Origin of the sequence: Corallincola spongiicola (genome assembly GCF_004284785.1) — a bacterium.
Lineage (GTDB): Bacteria > Pseudomonadota > Gammaproteobacteria > Enterobacterales > Neiellaceae > Corallincola > Corallincola holothuriorum.
In genome coordinates this window covers 112,045-133,993 of sequence record NZ_SHLY01000003.1, presented here as the reverse complement: position 1 = coordinate 133,993, position 21,949 = coordinate 112,045, and the positions used below count along the sequence as shown (strand labels likewise).

General features: G+C 50.2%; 18 protein-coding genes. 3 read left to right on the top strand and 15 right to left on the bottom strand.

The annotated features are described in order from the left end of the window. The first annotated feature begins 15 nt into the window (after positions 1-15). A complete protein-coding gene (locus tag EXY25_RS10950; RefSeq protein WP_130566805.1) occupies positions 16-1,065 on the top strand; it encodes a metal-dependent hydrolase in 1,050 nt (349 codons plus the stop codon). 237 nt (positions 1,066-1,302) lie between these two features. On the opposite strand, the gene EXY25_RS10945 is transcribed toward EXY25_RS10950, so the two are convergent. From EXY25_RS10945 to EXY25_RS10890, 12 genes are all read right to left on the bottom strand, one after another. Then, a complete protein-coding gene (locus tag EXY25_RS10945) occupies positions 1,303-2,985 on the bottom strand; it encodes a dipeptidyl-peptidase 3 family protein (protein ID WP_130566972.1) in 1,683 nt (560 codons plus the stop codon). A 240-nt stretch (positions 2,986-3,225) separates the two neighbouring features. Beyond that, positions 3,226-3,891 carry an SIMPL domain-containing protein gene (locus tag EXY25_RS10940; RefSeq protein ID WP_165419336.1) on the bottom strand — a complete coding sequence of 222 codons (666 nt, stop codon included), beginning with the start codon at positions 3,889-3,891 and terminating at the stop codon, positions 3,226-3,228. Between the two features lie 29 nt (positions 3,892-3,920). Then, positions 3,921-5,234 (bottom strand): coiled-coil domain-containing protein, encoded by a 1,314-nt coding sequence (locus EXY25_RS10935; RefSeq protein ID WP_130566803.1) that lies wholly within the window; start codon positions 5,232-5,234, stop codon positions 3,921-3,923. Between the two features lie 152 nt (positions 5,235-5,386). Further along, positions 5,387-6,571 carry an enoyl-ACP reductase FabV gene (fabV, locus tag EXY25_RS10930; RefSeq protein ID WP_114337504.1) on the bottom strand — a complete coding sequence of 395 codons (1,185 nt, stop codon included), beginning with the start codon at positions 6,569-6,571 and terminating at the stop codon, positions 5,387-5,389. Between the two features lie 112 nt (positions 6,572-6,683). Beyond that, complete coding sequence (locus tag EXY25_RS10925) at positions 6,684-7,757, bottom strand: efflux RND transporter periplasmic adaptor subunit (RefSeq protein WP_114337503.1); 1,074 nt, start codon at positions 7,755-7,757, stop codon at positions 6,684-6,686. Between the two features lie 4 nt (positions 7,758-7,761). Beyond that, complete coding sequence (locus EXY25_RS10920) at positions 7,762-10,878, bottom strand: efflux RND transporter permease subunit (RefSeq protein WP_130566802.1); 3,117 nt, start codon at positions 10,876-10,878, stop codon at positions 7,762-7,764. Positions 10,879-10,993: 115 nt separating this feature from the next. Further along, complete coding sequence (locus EXY25_RS10915; protein WP_130566801.1) at positions 10,994-11,524, bottom strand: GNAT family N-acetyltransferase; 531 nt, start codon at positions 11,522-11,524, stop codon at positions 10,994-10,996. A gap of 434 nt (positions 11,525-11,958) precedes the next feature. Beyond that, positions 11,959-12,540: an outer membrane beta-barrel protein gene (locus EXY25_RS10910; RefSeq protein WP_130566800.1), complete on the bottom strand. Its 582-nt coding sequence runs from the start codon at positions 12,538-12,540 to the stop codon at positions 11,959-11,961. A gap of 115 nt (positions 12,541-12,655) precedes the next feature. Beyond that, positions 12,656-13,927, bottom strand: coding sequence for an O-acetylhomoserine aminocarboxypropyltransferase/cysteine synthase family protein (locus EXY25_RS10905; protein WP_130566799.1), 1,272 nt, complete (start codon positions 13,925-13,927; stop codon positions 12,656-12,658). A 94-nt stretch (positions 13,928-14,021) separates the two neighbouring features. Then, positions 14,022-14,621: a glutathione S-transferase family protein gene (locus EXY25_RS10900; protein WP_130566798.1), complete on the bottom strand. Its 600-nt coding sequence runs from the start codon at positions 14,619-14,621 to the stop codon at positions 14,022-14,024. 211 nt (positions 14,622-14,832) lie between these two features. After that, positions 14,833-16,428 (bottom strand): phytoene desaturase family protein, encoded by a 1,596-nt coding sequence (locus EXY25_RS10895; protein ID WP_130566797.1) that lies wholly within the window; start codon positions 16,426-16,428, stop codon positions 14,833-14,835. A gap of 195 nt (positions 16,429-16,623) precedes the next feature. Then, positions 16,624-16,896, bottom strand: a complete 273-nt coding sequence (locus EXY25_RS10890; RefSeq protein WP_130566796.1) for a hypothetical protein — start codon at positions 16,894-16,896, stop codon at positions 16,624-16,626. A 215-nt stretch (positions 16,897-17,111) separates the two neighbouring features. Here EXY25_RS10890 and mnmH point away from each other — a divergent pair, with 215 nt between their 5' ends. Together mnmH and EXY25_RS10880 are read left to right on the top strand one after the other, a co-directional pair. After that, positions 17,112-18,230 carry a tRNA 2-selenouridine(34) synthase MnmH gene (mnmH, locus tag EXY25_RS10885; protein WP_246019543.1) on the top strand — a complete coding sequence of 373 codons (1,119 nt, stop codon included), beginning with the start codon at positions 17,112-17,114 and terminating at the stop codon, positions 18,228-18,230. A 47-nt stretch (positions 18,231-18,277) separates the two neighbouring features. Then, positions 18,278-19,138, top strand: coding sequence for a putative selenate ABC transporter substrate-binding protein (locus EXY25_RS10880; protein ID WP_130566794.1), 861 nt, complete (start codon positions 18,278-18,280; stop codon positions 19,136-19,138). 69 nt (positions 19,139-19,207) lie between these two features. On the opposite strand, the gene EXY25_RS10875 is transcribed toward EXY25_RS10880, so the two are convergent. The 3 genes from EXY25_RS10875 to EXY25_RS10865 all read right to left on the bottom strand — a co-directional run. Continuing rightward, positions 19,208-20,359 carry a lipase family protein gene (locus EXY25_RS10875; protein ID WP_130566793.1) on the bottom strand — a complete coding sequence of 384 codons (1,152 nt, stop codon included), beginning with the start codon at positions 20,357-20,359 and terminating at the stop codon, positions 19,208-19,210. Between the two features lie 25 nt (positions 20,360-20,384). Further along, a complete protein-coding gene (locus tag EXY25_RS10870) occupies positions 20,385-20,960 on the bottom strand; it encodes a DUF6795 domain-containing protein (RefSeq protein WP_130566792.1) in 576 nt (191 codons plus the stop codon). Between the two features lie 394 nt (positions 20,961-21,354). After that, positions 21,355-21,949 (bottom strand): DUF6795 domain-containing protein (locus EXY25_RS10865; RefSeq protein ID WP_207232152.1); only part of this gene is annotated, 595 nt, incomplete at its 5' end.

Here is a 21,949-nt window from a genome sequence, read left to right as displayed (position 1 = left end):
TATCGAGGTACAAATTTGGACTCAGTTACCCAAGCCGCACTCGGTGCCGCTGTCGGCGGTGCTATCGGGGGGCGACAGTTAGGCTGGCGCGCGTTCGTCTGGGGCGCGGGCTTAGGCACACTCCCCGATATGGATGTCTTCATCCATTACCCCGACGCCGTCGACCAAGTCACTAAGCACCGTGGTTTTAGCCACTCGATCTTTGTACTGACGGCGCTCTCACCTGTGCTAGGCCTGCTGATTGCCAAACTACACCGATGGCGGTTTTGGGGCGCCACTTTGATGGCTTGGTTGTGCTTAGTGACTCATCCACTGCTTGACTGCTTCACCAGTTACGGCACCCAGCTGTTTTGGCCGTTAGCCTCACCGCCGATCGCTTGGTCAACCATCTTTATCATCGATCCGCTATATACCTTACCCTTGTTGATTGGCATCGGCGTTAGCCTTTGGCTGTTAAGGCGCAGACAGGATTCATCAGCCCTGAGACCTACCTATGGTGGACTGCTGGTCAGTCAACTCTATCTAGCGCTAAGTGTGGTGCTGATGCTTGGAGCGAAAAGCGAAGCAACTGCTGAACTAAGACGGCAAGGGATAGAAGCCAACACCTTCCTCTCGCCCACACCATTCAATATTTTGAGCTGGCGTATCGTCGCAAATCACCACGACAATACAATGATCGGCTATTACAGTTGGCTAAACCCCAAAACGCCGGTCTTTGTCAGTTATCCCAATGGGCACCAACTGGCTGATGCCGCGCAGCTAGACAACCTTAAGCGTCTGGATTGGTTTACTCAGGGCTTCTACCAACTACAAGAAGCCAACGGCCAGCTGAAATTTGTTGATTTAAGGCTCGGAGTCGAACCTTACCTGCCCTTCAGATATATCCTTGCCGAGCATACAACGGCAGGATGGCAGGCGATACCGGCTGTTTTGCTGCCGGCGAACCCAGCAGGATTGGAGCTTTTACCCGAGTTACTACAGCTAATCAAAGGACAAGCGGTGGCACATTCAACACAATATGCCATTGATATTCCAGCAACACCTGCTGCAAGTAACGCCCCTTGAAGGCGATACTGGCGGGCGGCGAATAAGCTCACTCCGCCCAGCGTTGTGGGCATCGTCGCTCTTGTGCATTAGCACACCCCACGAAGTGCCTTGGGTGCCATGCACCCGCGACAAAGCTCACCCCGCGTAGCGTAGTGGGTGTACCGTACATCCTGTACACAGCGTGCCCCGCGTAGCGTTGTGGGTATAAAAAAACGGCACCCGAAGGTGCCGTTTTCTCGAGTTCAGAGTCAGCAGTTATAAACCCAGGATCTGCTTGCCCTGTTTGAACTCTACGTCGACTGGGATCTTTGCAGCTTCCAATCTAGCCAGGTCAGCGGCTAACTGTTCGCCAATCACCCCTTTCGTAGCCAACAACTGATCAACCCCCGCATAGTCACCGTCACCTTGCAGAGTGAGGATCAACTTGGAGAGATCGTTAGTGGCTTGGGTGAACTTGTCGAAATTCACTCGATAAAACCCTTCGCTGTCACGGCTAAACGCGCCTTGCTCGGCAAAGTAGTTAAAACGCATCATATTGGCTTTACCGTGGGCACTGGAGGCACCAAAGCGCACACTACGGAAAATACCCGCGAGGAAGGTGGTGTAATAATCTTCCAGCACACCTTCGGTGATCTCACCTTTATTAAACAGTTCTCGCACCATATACAGGCCCAAGATATCTGCTTTACCCTCTTCCAATGGCGAGGCATGTTCTTTCAAGGCATGCCGTACAGTGCCATTGCCGTTCAGGGTATTCTTGATACCTAAACCATGGGCCACTTCATGGAACATGGTGTTGGCAAAGAAAGCATCAAAGGTGATGTGTTGACGTTGGTCTGGCGCAATCAGCACATCAGCGATGGGCAACAAGATCTGATCAAACTTCGCCCGCATCGCGTTCTTCAACTGCAGACGACGCGTACCTTTTTCCAACTGCACCCGTTCATCATTGGGCAAGTTAATCGCGATGGTCTTGCTGCCTGCATTGGAGTGACCGGCATAGTAGATCACCTCATAGGCATTAAGATCCGCATCGGAACCAGGCACTTCAGCTTTATATGCTGCATCTACCGGTAAACCGGTTTGTAGCTCAGGCAAAAACTGCGCAAAACGTGCTAAGCGCTCGCTCCACGCCATATCCTTTAACAGCACATAAGATTCAAATGCCGCACGATAGCCATAGAGCTGGTCTTCATAAGTCTCAATGGGCCCAAAAACCAGATCAATCGGATTATTCTTCATATCCATCCACGCCATGTCGGAAGGATAATAATCGTTGCTTAATAGCGCGTCGGCTCGCAGCTTAAGGTAATTGGCAAACTCACCGTCTTTCGCAAGCGCTGACGCCTGACGCAGCAAATCGGCGGCTTGAGTCAGTTCAGTTTGGTAGTGCGAGGCATAGTCAACCGCTTTAAAACCACCATCGCTTTCACGAACCACGACGGAATAGAGTCCATCCTTATCTGCAAAGCTAGCCGCTTCAAACTCGACCTTTGTCATATCATGGGGATAGAACTCCGCACCGAGAGGCTTGTCGTCATATCCGGTCAAAAACGGCTTGTCACCATTTAGCCTGTCCCATGGACCGTAGTTGATGGCGGCAAAATGGCGAACTTCAGGATCTTCGATAGCTTGAAGAAAGGTGGTTTTGTCCTCACCAAATGCTTGGCGCCAAAACAGATCATCCATAATTTCTGAGGCATCAATCAGAAGCGCAAGCATCTGTTTTTGCTGTTCAGAATAAGCAGATAGATCAGCGGTCAGCGACACGGGTTGATAAATAGAAAGCCGACTTCTATTGAAGTCGGCTTTAAGCTGCACTTGTTGTTTTTTGGTTTGTGCAGATGACTCGGGTGCCTTTTGCTCGGCTGGTTGGCAAGCAACCAGTCCTAACGACACTCCGAGTACAACCCCTCTGGAGATGGGGGAGAGGGTCATCATAGGATCCTCATTATTATATTGTTTGTTTTAGTATGGGCAGGAATACTACCTGCCCTGCGCTGCGTATAGTAATACTGAAGTGGTATAAAAAAACCAAAGTGAAGATCAAAATAGTAGAAGCAGCTATGTCAGCTTTTTGTACATATTTATTTACGAAATAATTTACAACGGCAAGAACGCCTGCTGCGATGCCAGCTGCCGCGATAACAATCACCGCAGCCAAATGCAACGCATCACTTAGTCCAGTTCAAATTCTACCCAGACCTGCACACTGATCTGCTGCGTCGGTGCTTGATAACCTGCACTTTCATCCGCCATCGCCATCCGCAACCGGGGCATCGGAGACGCCTGGTTGACGGTGTCGATACGCTCAACCTCGCCTAGTTTGGCACCATAAACAGCGGCAAGCTCTTGCGCCTGCTTACGGGCATCTTTTAATGCGGCGATACGCGCCTGATGTTGTAACGACTTTAACTGGCTGAAGTGCCAATTAACGCCCTGCACCTCATCAGCACCCGCACTCACCACTTTATCCAGCAGCGGCGCTAGCAGCGTTGGGTCCTTTAAGATCAGGACGATCTGACGAGAAGCTTCAATACCGATATAGGTACGCACGCGATTTTGATAATCGTAACGGGGGGATAATCGCAGATCAGCTGCGTCGATCTGGTTATCTGCCAACCCCAAACCTCTAACGCTGTCCAAAATTGCGGTAACCGACTCATCTGCTGCACTTTTAGCCTGTGTTGCCGTGGTCGCAGTTTTCACCACCTGCAGCCGTACCAGCACCTGATCGGGTATCTGTTCCAGCGTCGCCGTTCCCATCACGCTGATGGTGCCAGCCGTGGCCGACCCCATCAACAACATCAGATAGAGGCCAACAAGCATCAATACTCTCTGCATCTTTCCTCTCCTTGTCATGATTCAAACAGCTAGCTGATTGTAGCGCCCGCAGCTCCAGCCGCTTCGATCCCCTTGGTCAACGCATCTCGCCGATTCAATTTACTGGCGTTTAACGTCTCCAGTTCATTCAAGCTCTGCGCTAAATCTTTCAGTTCTCGGTTCAACGCTTTCTCTTCTGCCAGCAGCTCTGCACGGCGTGCTTCATAGCTTTTATCAAGCTCAGCTAAAGCGGCATCCATCTGTACCTGCACTTCGCCAAACATAGATTGCTTCTGATCTGTTTGCTGACGTCGGGCTTCTTCAAGCGTGCTACGCTTCTCCTGCCTTAGCAGATCCATATTGCTTCGATGGTTGACCACCAACTCCTCTTTTTCGACCCGCAGTTGCTCTCGCATCTGCTGATGCTCCTCTTTGGTCTGCTCCAGCGCTTTATCACGCGCTTTCACGCGGGCATCAAGATAGGCACGATATTCATCGGACGAAATGGAATCGGGATCCAGGCCGCTGATATCAGCCTTGTACGCCTTGTGCACATCCTGTACCAAGATATTGTAGTTACGATCGTTGTCGACCATGGCTTTATCCAAAGCGCGACGTTTACTGGCAAACGCGTGCTCGGCCCGAGTAAAACGGTCTTCAAACTTTACATTCAAGGCGATGAGCTGCTGTTTACGCTGCTCATTCAAGTTGGCCTGACTTTGCCGAGACTTAGCAGCATAACGTTCTTCAACTGCTTGGCGTTGGCTTTCAAACTGTTGCTTGAGCCGGTCCACCTTGTATCGGTTAGAATCCCTCAGGGCACTCAATTGCACCAGTACTTCCTGATGGCGCACCCGCGAACCGCTAAGCTTCTCTGTCAACTCTGCGACTTCAATATTGACCTGTGAGAGCTCCGCACTGGCAAGTTTCAACGCACTGTTAAATTCTGCAGAACTGATCACCACATCATTGTCTTTCTGTGGCATCCCCTCATCAGTGAACGGATCGTTCTCAAATGCAATCTCTATCTCCCAGCCATGACCGCCCTTCTTCGCATCGGCCACGCCCAGCACGGCTTTACTTTCTCCACGCTGGCGTCCAACGGCGACCACTTGAACGTCACCGAGAACAAACAGTGGTTGATAAAGATCCTCTTTCGGCGAGAGTTTCGCCGTAAAACGATATTGCACTGCGCTATCGCCGACTACAGATTCACTGTCCAGCTTTACCGAGCCAACCTGCCATGGTTGCCAAACGATATGGCGCTCAATCGCCTTTTGCACTTCAGCTGAATCGGGGGCATCACTACAGCCCGTCATTAACAACAGACTGCCAAACATTAGAACAAGTAATTTATTTACCATACCCACGGGATCCATTTCGAAGAAAACAATCAATCAAACCTGACAGAGTTTATGGGGTTGTCACGGCGGTGTCAGCGGCAAGAGTCAAAAAATCCACTATCTACAACGTAAAAAGGCGCCAATCAGGCGCCCTTTCTTAGATATATGCGATATTAAGCCAACGGCATTTCCACTTCTGGATCCGCATCCGCTTCGTAATCCACGCCCGTCACCCCGAAACCAAACAGCTTCAGGAAGTCGGCGTGGTAGCCGCGATAATCTGTTAACTCGTTATAGTTCTCAGTGGTGACTTCCGGCCAAACATCGGCAACAGCAGCCTGAACATGAGGCGCAAGCTCTTTGTCATCAACACGCAAACGATTATCTTCATCTAGGTTTTCAGGGCCGACATAGACCTGTTGGAACAAACGTTGGATCTGTTCGATACAACCTTCGTGGCTGCCCTCTTCCTTCATCACTTTATATAGCAATGAAATATACAGCGGCATAATTGGAATGGCGGAACTTGCTTGCGTCACCAACGCCTTTAACACGCTCACACGGGCCTGACCCTTGAGCCCACTTAACTTGCCTGTGATCGCGGCAGCAGCACGATCAAGATCTTCTTTCGCTTTACCAATGGTCGCTTTGCCATAAATAGGCCAGGTCAATTCTTTACCGATGTAGCTGTAGGCAACTGTTTCCACGTTTTCTGCTAACACACCCGCTTCACTCAGTGCATCAAGCCATAGCTCCCAATCTTCACCGCCCATCACTTTCACGGTATCGGCGATCTCTTGCTCGGTCGCTGGCTCCAGCGTCATCTCATGCACTTCAAGCTTGTCTGTATTCAACGTACGCGCGGTATACGCCTGACCGATCGGCTTCAATGTTGAAGTGAAAGTTTCGCCAGTTTTAGGATCCGTACGGCGAGGCGATGCCAAGCTGTAAACCACCATATCAACCTGACCAAGATCTTGCTTAATCACCTCAATGGTCTTCTGCTTAATCTCATCAGAAAAAGCATCGCCATTGATGTTCTTGCTATACAAGCCAGCTTCATCAGCAGCACTTTGGAACGCCGCAGAGTTATACCAACCCGCACTGGCCGTCCGCTTCACCGTACCTGGCTTTTCAAAGAAAATACCGAGGGTGGCAGCACCGCAACCAAACGCGGCAGTGATACGCGACGCCATGCCATATCCAGTAGAGGCACCGATCACTAACACCTTCTTGGGACCATTAGCGATAGCACCCTGTGCTTTGGTAAAGGCGATCTGCTCCTGCACGTTGGCCGCACAGCCAGCGGGATGGGAATTGGTACAGATAAAACCGCGAATTTTTGGCTTGATAACCATGAGTCATTCCTGTCTGTTGGCGAGCAAATAAACGCTAGCCCAATGATAAGCTGCGCCTATTATGTCCGAATAGTGAGCGTTGACCAAACCAACACGCAGTGGTCGGAGTTGGTTAACCTTCTATATTGGCAACCTTTTCCGCTTGTGCCAGTCGATTCTCTACTTTTACCTTCTGCCCAGGCTGCAAACGCTCAGCACCTCGAACCACCACCGCCTGCCCTGCGGATAGCTCACCGACCACCTGGATCAGATCGCCTTGGGCAATACCTGTGCTTACCTCAATACGGCTAGCAGCACCCTCTTCATCGATGCTAAAGACATAGCGCTGCTTGCCGCGCAATACCAATGCATCACGAGGCACGGCGATCACCTGCATCGGTTGACTGTTGGGCAGCGCGACTTTGACCGCAGCGCCCACCGGCCAATCCGTGTCGTTCATCTGCAACCTCAACTCCATGGTACGAGAGCGCTGGTCGCCCACAGGGATCAAGGTTCGTACAGCAAACATTGCGGATTGGTTGAGATAGGAAACCTCCACCTGATCGCCAACTTTGAGGTAGGCAGCCACACTCAATGGTGCCTGTATGCGCACCTCGCGCGTAGAGATCTGCACTAAGCGCAGAAGATCTTCACCAATCTCCGTATATTCACCGGGCTGCTGTACCCGACTCACCACCAAACCATCGTAAGGGGCTTTCACCTGCGTGCGTGCCAGTCGATGCTTAATTTGCTCCCGGCTAATATTGGCCTCCACCAACTCCTGTACGGCCATGTCCCGCGACGAGGTTAACTCATCCAATTCATTCTGGGATGTACCCTGACTGCGAGCCACTTCGGTGAAGCGCTCCAGTTTCTTATCCAAAAAGGTCAGTTGCGCCTGCAAACGCACGATGGCCGACTCAGCCGCGGCTAGCTCCAACGCCAAATAGCTATCATCAATACGCGCCAACACATCTCCGGCTGCAACCTGCGTCCCCACTTCCGCGATCCAGGTCAAACGGCCACTGATCTCTGCGGCAATCTCTGCATCATGGCGCGAGGCTACGGTGCCGGGCAACCACAGCTGCGCCTGCATCTGTTGGCTTACGGAGGTGGCCACCCACACCGACGCCGGTGGCGTTTCCGCAACAGCGCTAGATGATAGGCAGACTAGGCCAACACTGATAAACCACTTCACAAATCTCATCTCACTAACTCCGGTTGCCTTTGTTGCCACTGGCCATTGGAAAACGCTCCGGCATATCCACGACTTCGGCTTGCCTCTGTTGACCTTCACCTAGGCGCAGTAATGCCGGTAACAACAGCAGGGTAAATAACGTACTCACCGACATGCCGCCGACAATGACCGTCGCCAGGCCACGATAGATAACACTGCCCGTACCAGGCATCAGCACCAGCGGCAACATGCCGAAAATACTGGTCAAGGTACTCATAAAGATAGGCCGCATCCGCAACAACAATGCCTGCCGGACAGCTTCAGCACGATCTTCGCCATGGCGCTCTGCGGAACGGGTCTGGTGCACTAACAGGATCGCGTTGTTCACCACCAAACCCAGTAAGATCACAAAGCCGATCATGGTCAATAGATCCAGCGGCTGAAAGCTGACTAGATGCAATAAACGTAACGCTAACACGCCACCCACCGTCGCTAACGGTATTGATAGCACCACCAGCAAGCTGTCCTTGGCTGAGCGAAACAGTCCGGCCATGAGCAAAAACAACAGCAGTAAAGCAACAACGAAGTTCTCCGCCATGTTACTCAGTGCGCTCTTTAGACTATCTGCACTTCCGCCATAACCGATGGCACCATCGGCAGGCATACGCGCTTGCAATTGCGGCTCAACCTCAGTTTTTATCAGATCAATCGCTTGCTGCAGCGTCATCCCCTCAGGGGGCGTTACACCTAACGTAATGGTACGGCGGCGATCAATGCGCTGAACCTGACTGGGCCCTACGGTACGCTCAATATCTACGAGTTCGCCCAAGGTCACCTGACCACCTTGAGGCGTTGCCAACGGCATGGCGGAAAGCTGCTCAGGTGACTGCCATTGGTCACTGCGGAAGATAATATTCATCCGCTTATCACCATCAAAGTACTCGCCAACGTAAAGGCCATCACCAAACGACCGTATCAGCCTGCCAAGATCGCTGCGATCCCAACCCACTTCCAACATCCGTCTGTCATTTGGCACCACCCGGAGTTCTGGTTCCGCCATCTCTAAGCCGGGATTTGGCCGTACATTCGCTTCCGGCATCACTTCATTTAGCCGCTCGACACCAAAACGTGCCACTTGTAGCAGAGCGTCGGTGTCTCGCGATTTCAGGTGCACAGCAATATGGCGTCCCCCCCCAAAACCACCAAACAGGTTGCCTTGCCGGGCAAAAGCCATGGTGTCTGGCAGACCTACCAAGATCTGCTCCCGCATCAAGGTTTCCATCTCTCCGACTTGCTCTTGCTCTTTCACCCTGACGCCCATGGTGCCACCGTTGGGCCAGAGGATGATGTAGTAGTTTTTCAAGGCGGGTTGCTGCTCGCCCTTCATGTAAGGATCTAAGCGTTGAACTATGGTCTGCACGATCTCTTTATCTAACGTATCGATAGATGCACCTGGGGGAAAATTAAACCAGGCATCAACCGCATCCCGTTTCACTGGCGGCAGATAATCGATCGATGGCAACATCAATACAGTCACTGCAATCGGCACTGTCATCATGCTGACAATTAAAAGCCAGCGCCGCTTAGCGGATGCCGTTATTCGCATAATTCTCTCGGTAATGCGGAGCCATAAACCTGCCAACCGATCTGGGATCGCATCACGTACCAACCAGCGGCTGGCAGCAGCGGGTAAAATAGTGACCGCAACAAGTAAAGAGATGGACACTGCGATGGCGATGGTCAGCGCCAAATCAGCAAACAGTTGACCTTCGACATCCTTAAGGAAAATCACCGGGATGAAAATGGCCACCGTGGTAGCTGTGGACGCCAACAGCGCCCCCCATACCTCAGTGGCACCGACTTCCGCAGCTCGCAAGCCGGTCTCGCCTTGTTGGCGATGACGAACGATATTTTCCAGCACAACAATGGCCGCATCCAACACCATACCCACCGCAAAGGCCAAACCGGCCAAAGAGATCACATTCAGTGAGCGCCCAGTGAGCTTAAGTACCACAAAAGTGGACAGCAGCGAGATCGGGATCGCCAATGCCACCAGCAAGGTGGCGCGAGTCTGGCGCATAAACCACCACAACACGCCAATGGCGAGCAAGATGCCAATACTCAAATTGCCTGTGAGCAGGTTGATCGCTCGCAGAATGAAAATCGACGCATCAAAAGACTGCTCCATGGTGAGCTGTTTTTCTGCCAATACCGTCTGCCGCAGTTTCTCTACTTCCGCTTTCACTAACGACAAGGTTGCCAAAACATTTGCGCCACTTTGGCGATCGATACGCACCGATATCGCTGGATTGCCATTCTGGATCGCCAACCCCTGGCGATCGCCACGTTTCACCGTGATCTCTGCGATGTCCCGCAGATACACCGGCCGACCATCACGCCATTCAAGAATTAACTCACCCAACTGCTCCGGCTGGTAACGCCCAGCAAAGCGCAAGGTGTACTGACGCCGCCCCACATCGACAAAACCGCCAGATATGTCATTGCCACTGCCGAGCAAGCTACCGATAGCACTCAGATCGATTCCCAGATCGGCAGCAAGAAACGGATCGAAACGAACCTGTAACTCTTCCGGCGAACCGCCCCCACTTTCTAAACGCGCACGACTGACACCGGGCACAGACTCCAAACGGGGGCGCACCACATCTTCAAAGAAAGTCAGGTAGTCACTAACTGGGTGTTCATTCTCCGGCAACGCCTGAATGAAGAAGTAGGTCAACGCAGGAGTGTCTCCACCCCAACCGCCCAACATGATGGTGGGTGGATCAGAATCGCGAGGCATCAATGGCAAGCGGTTCATCCGCGCAATCACCTCAATCAGCGTCTTCTGCATATCGGTTTCTAAACCGAATGTCAGATTGATCCAGCTGGTACCGCGATTCGCCCAGGCGGACATCTCTTCAACACCCGGCAGCCCCTGCAACACCTCTTCTTGTGGCTCAAGGATCTCCGATTCAATCTCCCGCGGTGAAGCCGCGCGCCAACTGGTCATCACCGAGATTTGCGGACGCTCAATCGAGGGGAAGAGTTGTACTGGCAGCTGATGCAGGCTGTATAGTCCTAGCAAAGCCACCATGGCAACCATGATTAAAACACCGGCGGGGTTCTTCAATGAACTGGAAGTAAGGACCATAACCTTGTCACACTGATAATATTGACAATGAGTATATGAGGGAAAAGAGGTTAACGCCTAGGCAAAGGGTTACAAATTATTAACATTAATGCTGATCTGTTTGTCTGTGCAAATCTCAATCGAGCTGACAACTGTACTTAACCACTTCAACCCCCGTGGCATGGGTGTAGCTATGTTCTTTAGACATACCGACATGACGCATCACAGCAATCGATGCGAGGTTATCAGGCATAGCAATGGCCACTAATTTGCTGGCTTCTTTACGCTGCTTACTATTGTTCAACACCCAGGCGGCAGCCTCTTTAGCGTAACCCTGCCCCCATTCACAACGAAACAACCGGTAGCCCAACTCAAGTTCGCCGGTCTCATCCCCCTTAGCATCAACAAACGGGCGATTATGTACCCAGCCCAATATCCGTCCATCCTCCTGATGCTCCATCACAAAGAAGCCCAGATGCGATGCTCTTTCAGCCAATGCCTGCCAACGGGGCAACACCCGCTCACGATAGTGCTGAGCTGGCGTCGGATTACCACCGTTGATATAACGCATCACTTCAGGGTCACTGTCCAGAGCGACCAAAGCATGCAGATGCTGCTCATTCGCAGGGTGATAATTGATGCGTGTTGAGCAACATAAGGTACCCATGATGACTCCCTACTCGACTTCAGCCCTAGCCTCTGCCATGAGCTTTGCCTTAGTGGAATGATGCAGCTTGACCGCGAAAGAAAACGCCAATGCAAAGTAGATATAGTCCCTAAGTAGTTGAGCTGCAACTCCTTCAACAATGCATGTGAAGCCACGCAACACCGGACAGTTCACGCCAAAACAATAGAAGCAACAAACCCGCCCTCGTTATTAAAGTCTTTGCGACGCCTAGACACCTAAACAGTGCGCTTTGTGCTGCTGATCTGTAGGGAAGAGAGCCACTCATATGACTACGCCAACCGGCACAACCATGGCGATTGCAAAGCTTAGATGTGCTTATATTTACTGGGGCGGGTAGAGCGCCTAAATGAAACTGAGGCTATGCATTAGACAAGTTAAGCGTTTGAGAACACTTAACTTGTCTTGGTGTGTGACTAGAAGAAGTAGCTACCGCCGAGGCCAATCCAACCAACATCGATATCATCACCCAAGCTATAACCCGCCTCAGCGTGCATCGCAAACTGCTCGGTGAAACGATATTCAGCGCCTAGAGAGCTATAAAATACGCTGCCGTCATCAATATCGGCCTCACCACCTTGAACATCCAGGTCAATATTTTGAATACCCAAGCCCAGACCTGCTGTCAATGAGAAACTCTCGGTAACCAACCATTGAGGTGCCCACGCCGCATAAGCAATACTCACGTCGCCTGTACCGGTCACGAACTCATTGCTGTTGCGTCCCTTAAAACTAAACTCCCCCTGATCCATATAGCCTACTTTCCAGGTCCATAACGGACTGTATTGGACCTTAGCAAACAGCTCAAAACCGGCATCGGTATCGTCATCAAGATTCGGTTGGAAGCCGCAATCATAGAGACATAAATCCCAGCTTTCATCAAAATAGGTTTTTACACCCGTAGCGCCAATGGAGAAACTCGGGCCTTCGCTTTCAGCGAAAACGGACGTGGAACAGGCAAGTAAAAAGGCAGAGAGAACAACCGCGGAAGCTTTCATAGCCACTCATCCTTAAGCAAATACTGAGTTATAGTAACCATCTGAATATACAATAAAAAAAGCCACCGACAAAGCGGTGGCCAATCATTGTTTGCGCTAACGCAACCGATCCCCGTTAGGCAAGTGCCAACGCCTGTTCCAGGTCGGCGAGAATGTCGTCGATATGTTCGATACCGACACATAGACGGAGCATCTCAGGAGTCACGCCAGCGGCTGCCAGCTCCTCACCAGAGAGTTGACGGTGAGTGGTACTGGCCGGATGGCACGCCAGTGATTTCGCATCACCAATATTCACCAAACGCTTAAACAAACCAAGCGCATCGTAAAACTTCACTCCCGCTTCCAAACCGCCTTTAATACCGAAGGTGAGCAGTGATGAAGGTTTACCATTAAAGTACTTCTGCGCTAAGGGATAGCGAGGGTCCTCCTCCAAGCCGGCAAAGCTAACCCACTCGACTTTTTCATGCTGTTTCAGATAACTCGCCACCGCGAGGGCGTTGTCGCAATGACGCTCCATCCGCAACGCTAAGGTTTCTATCCCTTGCAGGATTAAAAAAGCATTCATTGGTGATATTGCCGCACCGGTATTACGTAGCGGCACCGTACGGGCACGGCCGGCGAAGGCCGCAGGACCAAACGCTTCGGTATACACCACACCATGATAAGCCGGCTCCGGTTGGGTCAGCATAGGGTATTTTTCCGGATAGTCGGCCCAGGGGAAAGTGCCGCCATCCACAATCACACCGCCTAGCGCAGTGCCGTGTCCACCCATATATTTAGTCAATGAGTGCACCACAATATCAGCACCATGCTCGATCGGTTTACACAATACCGGGGTTGCCACCGTGTTATCGACCACCAACGGTACTCCGCCGTCATGGGCCACTTTCGCAACAGCCTCCAGATCAATAATGTTGCCTGCGGGGTTGCCAATCGTCTCGCAGAATACCGCACGGGTATTCTCATCAATACAGGCAGCGATCGCCTCAGCGCTATCATCCGCTGCGAACTTAACCTCAATTCCCATCGACGGCAGCATGTGAGCAAACAGGGTATACGTGCCACCGTACAGTTGTGGCGGCGATACGATATTCGCGCCAGCACTGGCCAAGGTAATAATCGCATAATGAATAGCTGAACTACCGGCTGATAAAGCAAGCGCCGCAACGCCTCCTTCCAACGCAGCGCAGCGCTGCTCCAACACATCTGTGGTCGGATTCATAATACGGGTGTAGATATTCCCAGGCACTTCCAGATTAAATAGATCGGCGCCATGCTGAGCGTTATCAAATTCATACGCCACAGTTTGATAAATAGGCACGGCAACCGATTTGGTCGTCGGGTCAGTTTGATAACCAGCATGTATCGCCTTGGTTGCATCTTTCATTCAGATCGATCCTTTGTCATTAGACGTGAAAACTACGCCGAATTAGGTTTTGAAGTGGGTTAACAACAATTTTGTTATCAGTACCGAATTGGGGTCATCCACAGATAGTGACATGACCAGGTTGGCTGGCAACTTCCTGCAACCAGCGCCTGATAGCCGGATAGCATTCCAGATTAAAACCGCCTTCATCGGCCACATGGGTATAGGCATAGAGCGCAATGTCAGCAATGGTATAGCTATCTGCCACCATAAAACGCCGGGTGCTCAGGTGGCGTTCCAATACGCGCAGCGCTTTTTCCCCTTTCGGATGAGCCGCCGCCAGTTCTGACTCATGTTTACTCGGATCAGCAAACACCCGCCAGAATCGACTGGTCGCGATATAGGGCTCATGACTGTATTGTTCGAAGAACATCCACTGTAAGACCTGCGCCCGCTCGAACGAGTCCTGCGGCAGGTAAGCAGTATTCTCTGCCAGGAACCACAGTATCGCATTTGATTCCGGCAATGTACGCCCATCTGGAAGCTGCAATACCGGCACCTTGCCATTGCAGTTTAAATTCAAAAACTCAGGAGTTCGCGATTCACCGCGAATAATGTCAATAGAATACCGCTCATAGGGAATATCCAGATGAGACATCATTAAGCGCACTTTATAGCAGTTACCAGAAGCTGGCATTTCGAAGAGGCGGTACATGGTTCCTCCTATGAACTCAGCCATGATTAAATAGGCAGCCAATCGGTCGATAAGCATGGCAGGGGCAGGCGAGCAATACCAGCTAAAGACGGATAAATACCAGCAAAATAAGCCACTGATCAAATTAACCAACCATCGCCACCCAAAGCAACTAAATCAGTGACTTAACAAATAGAATAGCCATAGATAGACAGCAGCCTAAAACGGTAAGCTAGTTAACTTTTTCAAACACCTTAATTGCCCCCATCATAGTGGGAAAGCCTTTACTTCCCTGACTTTCCAAAGCACTAAACATACTGCCCGACAGCGCACCAAAAAATCCCATACTGAGCACATCTTGGCCACATAAATATAGATTACTGTAGGGTGTCTTGGCTTGACAGAATTCAAAGCTATCGCGGCCAGCAATAAAGGGGACACCGTACATATTGCCGTGAGGATGCTGGGTAAAAAAGGCCAAGCTGAGCGGTGTGGATAACTCTTTATAGTCAATCGCTGCTCTCAACTCTGGATAATGCTGACTGACGGCATCGATAAGCTGACTAATCAACTCATCTTTCATCGCTCGGTAATCCTTACCGCGCTTTTTCCAAACAGTATCTCGCCACTGGCTAAACCGTGCGGGGTCAATATGTGCGACAATCTCACCGCAAAAATTGCTATTCTCGCCCTGCTTTAATGTCGGAAATGAAAGAAATACGCCACGACTTTCCTGAGTCAAAAATGGCCCATCGGCTTTTTGATCAAATAGCCAATAATTGCTGCTGGTAAAGCCCAGCTCACGAGGGTCTCTATTCAGCGAAAAGTACAGCGTCATAAGACTAGTGCGCCAAGGGATCTTTTCTAAATCTGGATATATCGGCTTATCTAAAAGTTTACGATAGGTATTGTAAGCCCCTGAACTCGAGAACAGCTGTTTGATAGGTAACGTAAAGGAATACGCGCTAGGCTTATGGTGATCTATGGTGACATCCAGCGCAACAACCTGAGCTGCTCCCTGTTCTTTGCCGGTAATGATTTTCTCTATCTTCACATTGGTCAGGCAGGTGCCGTCACACTTTTCCAGCTCATCAAGTAACACCTGGGCAATCTGGCCGCTTCCCCCCTCGGGGTACCAACCACCGTCAAGATAACTGTTCATCACCAGCGCATGTATCGCGAACATACTCTGTTCAGGTGGCAAGCCATAATCGCCCCACTGACTCGCGAGCAAGTTACGCAGCGCCTTATCTTTAAAGTGACACGCCAAATACTCAGCAGTGGTCTGCCTTCCCAGCTTGTTATTGAGGTGGCGCAGCCAACGCAGAGGATAGGCAATTAGCGATGGAACAATATTTATAATGTTTTTTTTGATCAGCCATTGGCTGGCCTTCTGAATATCTTTGAAGTAGCCCTTGATCGCCTTTTCTTCGTGAGGAAATTTATCCACCAAGCTGGCGATCAACTCTGCCTTTCCAGCGATGAAATCAAAACTGAGATCTTGATAACGAATACGATCATAGGCCTGATCAAGCTTTCGCCACTTCAGTCGGTCGTTTGACAGAAAACGTAACAACCTAGAAGGCAATTTTTCATCTTCAGGGTTACCAACATAGTGGATACCTACGTCCCATTCATATTGGCCACCTTTGCGCCCAAAGGTATGCGTTTGACCACCCGCAGTCCAATGCTGTTCTAATAGACAAACTTTTTTAGCAAACACCTTTGCCAACAACAAGGCGACACAGAGACCACCAATGCCTGAGCCGATGACGTGAACGTCATACGTTTGCAACTTGTCTATTAATGCCTTGTTTGCAACTACCATGTTGTCTGAAATGTCCTAGTGAACGATCTATTTGGAAAGGCGTCACCACAACATATACAGCTACACATTAATTACTAGGTGCACGATCAATGTGTGGGTTTTATTATCAAATACAGTAACAAGACGACCGACAATACACTCGCCATGTACACATCTTAAACCACACAGACGCACTTACCAGAAGCTAATAGGGAATTACTGACACTCTGTCGTTGCGACGTCCATCAGCTTCACTCGCAATGCTTCACCCTCTTCATAAGCGCACTGGCTTAACCCATCCTGGCTGTTATAGCGTTGCTTACAACTGTCGGTCACCTGTTGCTGTTGTGATTCCGTCAACGACACCTCTGCGATCAGCTTAAACTCCTGACACTGCTCAGGTGTCAATTCCGACGCTGTCGCCGAAGATGCGTATGCAAATGCCAATACTGCGGCGCCAATCAGGTTTTGTTTGATACTGGACGTCATTGGGTTCCTCTGCCGTGACTTCAACCAATCACTTTGCTAATTAAGCAAAGAAGAATGCCACTGAATTTACGATTAAAAAACGAACACTCTCACATTGTTAAAAAAATGTGATCAAAAACAGCGCCCCATTCAGGCTGCTTGTCGATAACCAACTACATCCATTCAGTAATTAACTCGCTATAATGACGCCCAATTGTGACAACCGGATAGCAAACGTGCGTAAAGACAGTGCCGATTTTACCGATATTTTTCTCCATGACAGGCCACTGATCGACACTCGTGCACCACTGGAGTTTGCCAAAGGCGCCTTCCCTACCGCAGTTAATCTGCCCCTAATGACAGATCAAGAGCGCGCCAAAGTGGGCACCTGCTACAAAAAGCATGGCCAAGATGCCGCAATAAAGCTCGGCCACCAACTGGTGAAAGGGGCTACCAAAGAGGCGCGAGTGGCCGCTTGGCAGCGCTTTGCCGAGCAACATCCAGAGGGTTACCTCTACTGTTTTCGCGGCGGCTTGCGCTCGCAGATCAGTCAACAATGGCTGACAGAAACAGGCACCCCCTACCCCCGAATTAGCGGCGGCTATAAAGCAATGCGCCGCTTCTTAATCGACGAGCTAGAGCAGCAATTACCTAAGGTACCACTGGTCATTCTGGGGGGGCGTACCGGCTGTGCTAAAACTCACTTGCTCACCGGCTTACCACGTTTTATCGATCTGGAAGGTTTAGCAAATCATCGAGGTAGCGCTTTTGGCAAACGTATCGGTGGCCAGCCTGCACAAATAGGCTTTGAAAATGCTCTGACGATCGACCTATTAAAATATCGTCATCAGCACGGTTACCAGCCGCTTGTGCTAGAGGATGAAAGCCATCTGATTGGCCGCTGTGCTCTGCCACTATGCCTACAAAATGAGATGCAACAAGCACCGCTAGTATTGGTAGAAACCTCGTTAGAACAACGTATTGAGACTAGCTATCGCGACTATATTCTCGATAATTTGGCGGCGTCTCAGCAAAAATGGGGAGAGGAGGAAGGCTTTAGCCACTTTGCCGATGGCTTGCGCCTGGCGATGAGCAAATTAAAACGCCGCTTGGGTGATCTTCGCTACCGGGAGTTATTGGCTCTGTTGGAGCATGGCTTCAATGACCACCTCCAGGGGCGACCGGAAAGTCACAAAGCCTGGATCGCCCCGCTGTTCGCTGAGTATTACGATCCCATGTACGACTATCAGCTGACCAAAAAGCAGCACCGTATTGTGTTTCGTGGCGATACGGAAGCAGTCAACGATTACTTAAGAGATGAAGCCACCCTCAAGCGGCTGCCTTCATTTACCTAACCACTTTAACTTTCGACAACACCGACTATTTTAAGGACAAAAACAAGATGAAGTTCATTTGGAAATCCCTGCTGGCGCTAACCGCCCTCCTCGCTACCAGTAGCAGCTTTGCCACTGTATTTACCTTCACCGCCATACCCGATGAAGATGAAAGCCGCCTGCAGGAGCGCTTTAACAAAGTTGCGGTCTATCTCAGTGAACAACTCGGTGTCGAGGTACGTTATATTCCGGTGAAATCTTACGCGGCAGCGGTGACAGCTTTTCGAAATGATCAAGTGCAGCTGGCTTGGTTTGGCGGTTTATCTGGCGTTCGTGCACGGGCACTGGTACCTGATTCAGAAGCGCTTGCTCAAGGCTATGAAGACCAATTCTTCAAAACCTACTTTATCGCCCATCACCAAGCTGAACTCACTGCTGCGGCTGAGTTTCCACACAACGTGGCGGGTAAGACCTTCACCTTCGGCTCCAAAGGCTCTACCTCTGGCCGCTTAATGCCTGAGTTCTACCTACGTCTGCTCAGCGAAAAGTCGCCAGAGCAACTGTTTAGCCGCGTCGGCTTCTCCGGTGATCACAGTCGCACCATCGCTCAGGTACAGTCAGGTGCTTACCAAGTTGGTGCGGTAAATTATAAAGTGTGGGAGAGTGAGTTGGCCGCAGGCAAAATCGATGCAAACAAGGTCAGCGTGATCTGGGAAACCCCCACCTACCCCGACTATCAATGGAGCATCCGCGGTGATGTCGATGGTCGCTATGGCGAAGGCTTCAAAGCTAAGGTGAAAGCCGCCTTACTGAACATGAAAGATCCCGAGCTGTTGGCAAGCTTCCCACGTCAATCTTTCGTCCCAGCCAGCAATGCTGACTATGAACCGATCGTGCAGACTGGCAAAGCGATTGGACTGCTAGAGTAAAATCTAGGCTATACAAGCAACTAACACACCCGCTACCAAGCGGGTGTGTTTTATGGGATTGGATTTAAGCTAATCGCTCAACATGCCAAGGGCCGTTTTAGCCAACGAAGCCAATTTATCCAGTACCATTTGAAAAACACTACGAATAAACTTGTAACTGAGATCGCCGACAGCAACGGCAGACTTGCCAACAAAGTTGAGCATGCAAGCTAATAAACCACGCTGCTGCGCCGCAAGCGTATCCGAGGTTTTGGCCGTATCTTCCATCTGCTTCGCCAGCACATCATAGAAGGTCAACGCTGCAGAAACTCCCATTTGCAGCCGCGATAAACCCGCATCAATAATGTAGGTACGAAGTGCACGAAACAGCCGCTTTTCCCACAATGTTGAACACTGCACCTGATGCCTATCTTGCTCCTTAAGGCGCAGAGGCGCAGGATCCAATGCCGCAGAATAATTAGAGATCTGATCATAATCCTGATAAACCGCCGCGTTCTGGATATAACGGGCCATCTTATGCGCCATCGGGTTAATCAGGCAGGCACCATCAAGGCACAACTCACTGCCCGCATGCCGAAATGGCCAAACAGGCACTAACGCCACAGGATCCGAGCCATTGGTGCTGCGATATATTTTCTTGGTGGAAGATTCCGTCGCGCCAGGATAAGCAGCGACCCCTACACGAGGTGAGCCAAACGTATATAAATTGACTTCAGCAGAGTAAGGCGGTTGCGTTAACATATTGGCCGTGAGGTTAGCCAATGCGCCTCCGAGGCTATGCCCAACACAATGCACTTTTAATGGCCCAGTATTTCTTTTCGCTGCTAAGAAATATTCCTCCAACGACCCAGCCATACTATCAAATGTGCGGAAAAAGCCAGCATGACAAGGATGGTTGTTCGGTGCATTAGTGACACCACAATGGGCATCAGTCACGGCGTCTTTCAATGTCGCCGTGCCGCGAATAGCCACAATATGATGGCCATCGTAGGGCGTGTTCGGTCGACCCTGCCCTATCACAGCAAAACCTGTTCGGCGATCAAACATACGGTCAAGCACGGTGCCACTGATGCCGGAGACCAAACCGCCTTCAAAATCAAACTCCCTGAGAAGCTCACCAGGGACATTTTGATGGAAGCGTTTCGCATCAGCTTGGCGTGAGCTATACGAATAGTCTGCAGCTCTAGCAGCCAACAATGGAGTCAGTTGATACATTGTCATAAGCGTAATCCTTTACATGTTGAAACTAGTATTTGTCTTCGTAATCCAATACAAAGATATAGTCATTATCCCACTGACATAGACTCACAGCGGTAAAATTCACATTACTATCCTGATCATTCTTGAACATAAACGTCGCAAGCTTGTTATTAAGTTCACAATCAAGAGAAGCTAATTTCTTTTCATACTCCAACCGAGGCTTAAAGCCTGGAAGGGTAGAAAACCATAGCTTATATTTTTGGTTATCCAATTCAGCAAATATCTCTTGCTCTGTGCGCTCCTGAACAAACATATCGCCAGGTTTCTTTGACTGGATAACGACGTCAGGAAAAGAGAAATGACCATTCTCATCGCTAACCGTGGTGTCTACGCGCGGTGCTTCGTCCCAGAACGTCAAACTTCGGGTGATCATCACACCCGCCACTGGCTCACCTTTCAGCGTCAGCCGTCCTTTCACTTCCGGGCACAGGTGCACATCATAAGTTTTAAACAGTCCAAACATATCGCCCTCGACCATGGTGGAAAAACAAAACAGCAGCAGAACGAATACGCCCGCAAAAGATAAGCGCAAAGGGGTAAACAGGGTGGGGTTAACAGCCATTGAATGCTCCTTTAAGCGCCGTTATTGGGTATCCGTTCCCATGAATCGGGATAGGTTAGATCATCAGATAATGTTTATCAACAGGGCAACCGCTAATGCATAACTGACTAATATATTGGCAAGTGATGCCTTCATAGGGGGTATTGGGTCGACCCTCACCGAACTCAGCAAGACTTGTTCGGTGATCAAACATGCGGTCAAACACTGTGCCACTGATGCCAGTTACGAGTCCATTCTGAAAATCAAAGTCTCGCTCTAAACTAACGGGTACTCTTCGGAGTAAATTACTTGCAGGTGTATCTTGAATTCTATAGGCAAAATCTGCCGGTTCAGACGCCAACGAGGGCGTTAAGGCACACATATTCAAAATAGGTCATCCTTTACCAAAATTTTCTTACAAATACTTTTCGTCGTACTCTTTAAATAATAAGTAATCTTCGTCCCACCGACACAAACTAACAGCGGTAAACTTTAGGTTTTCTTGTTGCTTATCTTGAAATTCAAACTTGGCAAGACTCTGTTCCAGTGCGCAGTTTAGTGAAGATAACTTCTTTGAATACTCGCTACGCGGCTCATAACCTCTAACACTTGAAAACCAAAGAAGATATTTTTGCTGCTGAAATTCTACGTAGATCTCTTGATCTCTGAACTCCTGAACAAACATATCGCCAGGTTTCTTTGACTGGATAACGACGTCAGAAAAAGAGAAATAACCATTCTCATCGCTAACCGTGGTGTCTACGCGCGGTGCTTCGTCCCAGAACGTCAAATTGCGGGTGATCATCACACCCGCCACTGGCTCACCTTTCAGCGTCAGCCGTCCTTTCACTTCCGGGCACAGGTGCACGTCATAAGTTTTAAACAGTCCAAACATATCGCCCTCGACCATGGTGGAAAAACAAAACAGCAGCAGAACGAATACGCCCGCAAAAGATAAGCGCAAAGGGGTAAACAGGGTGGGGTTAACAGCCATTGAATGCTCCTTTAAA

What these genes read in the sequence shown, in the direction of transcription:
- EXY25_RS10890 (WP_130566796.1), bottom strand. Translation starts at nt 16,896, where the DNA reads ATGACGTCCAGTATCAAACAAAACCTGATTGGCGCCGCAGTATTGGCA.
- EXY25_RS10895 (WP_130566797.1), bottom strand. Translation starts at nt 16,428, where the DNA reads ATGGTAGTTGCAAACAAGGCATTAATAGACAAGTTGCAAACGTATGAC.
- EXY25_RS10910 (WP_130566800.1), bottom strand. Translation starts at nt 12,540, where the DNA reads ATGAAAGCTTCCGCGGTTGTTCTCTCTGCCTTTTTACTTGCCTGTTCC.
- EXY25_RS10935 (WP_130566803.1), bottom strand. Translation starts at nt 5,234, where the DNA reads ATGGTAAATAAATTACTTGTTCTAATGTTTGGCAGTCTGTTGTTAATG.
- EXY25_RS10920 (WP_130566802.1), bottom strand. Translation starts at nt 10,878, where the DNA reads ATGGTCCTTACTTCCAGTTCATTGAAGAACCCCGCCGGTGTTTTAATC.
- fabV (WP_114337504.1), bottom strand. Translation starts at nt 6,571, where the DNA reads ATGGTTATCAAGCCAAAAATTCGCGGTTTTATCTGTACCAATTCCCAT.
- EXY25_RS10925 (WP_114337503.1), bottom strand. Translation starts at nt 7,757, where the DNA reads ATGAGATTTGTGAAGTGGTTTATCAGTGTTGGCCTAGTCTGCCTATCA.
- EXY25_RS10945 (WP_130566972.1), bottom strand. Translation starts at nt 2,985, where the DNA reads ATGACCCTCTCCCCCATCTCCAGAGGGGTTGTACTCGGAGTGTCGTTA.
- EXY25_RS10915 (WP_130566801.1), bottom strand. Translation starts at nt 11,524, where the DNA reads ATGGGTACCTTATGTTGCTCAACACGCATCAATTATCACCCTGCGAAT.
- EXY25_RS10900 (WP_130566798.1), bottom strand. Translation starts at nt 14,621, where the DNA reads ATGTACCGCCTCTTCGAAATGCCAGCTTCTGGTAACTGCTATAAAGTG.
- EXY25_RS10940 (WP_165419336.1), bottom strand. Translation starts at nt 3,891, where the DNA reads ATGCAGAGAGTATTGATGCTTGTTGGCCTCTATCTGATGTTGTTGATG.
- EXY25_RS10880 (WP_130566794.1), top strand. Translation starts at nt 18,278, where the DNA reads ATGAAGTTCATTTGGAAATCCCTGCTGGCGCTAACCGCCCTCCTCGCT.
- EXY25_RS10905 (WP_130566799.1), bottom strand. Translation starts at nt 13,927, where the DNA reads ATGAAAGATGCAACCAAGGCGATACATGCTGGTTATCAAACTGACCCG.
- EXY25_RS10875 (WP_130566793.1), bottom strand. Translation starts at nt 20,359, where the DNA reads ATGACAATGTATCAACTGACTCCATTGTTGGCTGCTAGAGCTGCAGAC.
- EXY25_RS10870 (WP_130566792.1), bottom strand. Translation starts at nt 20,960, where the DNA reads ATGGCTGTTAACCCCACCCTGTTTACCCCTTTGCGCTTATCTTTTGCG.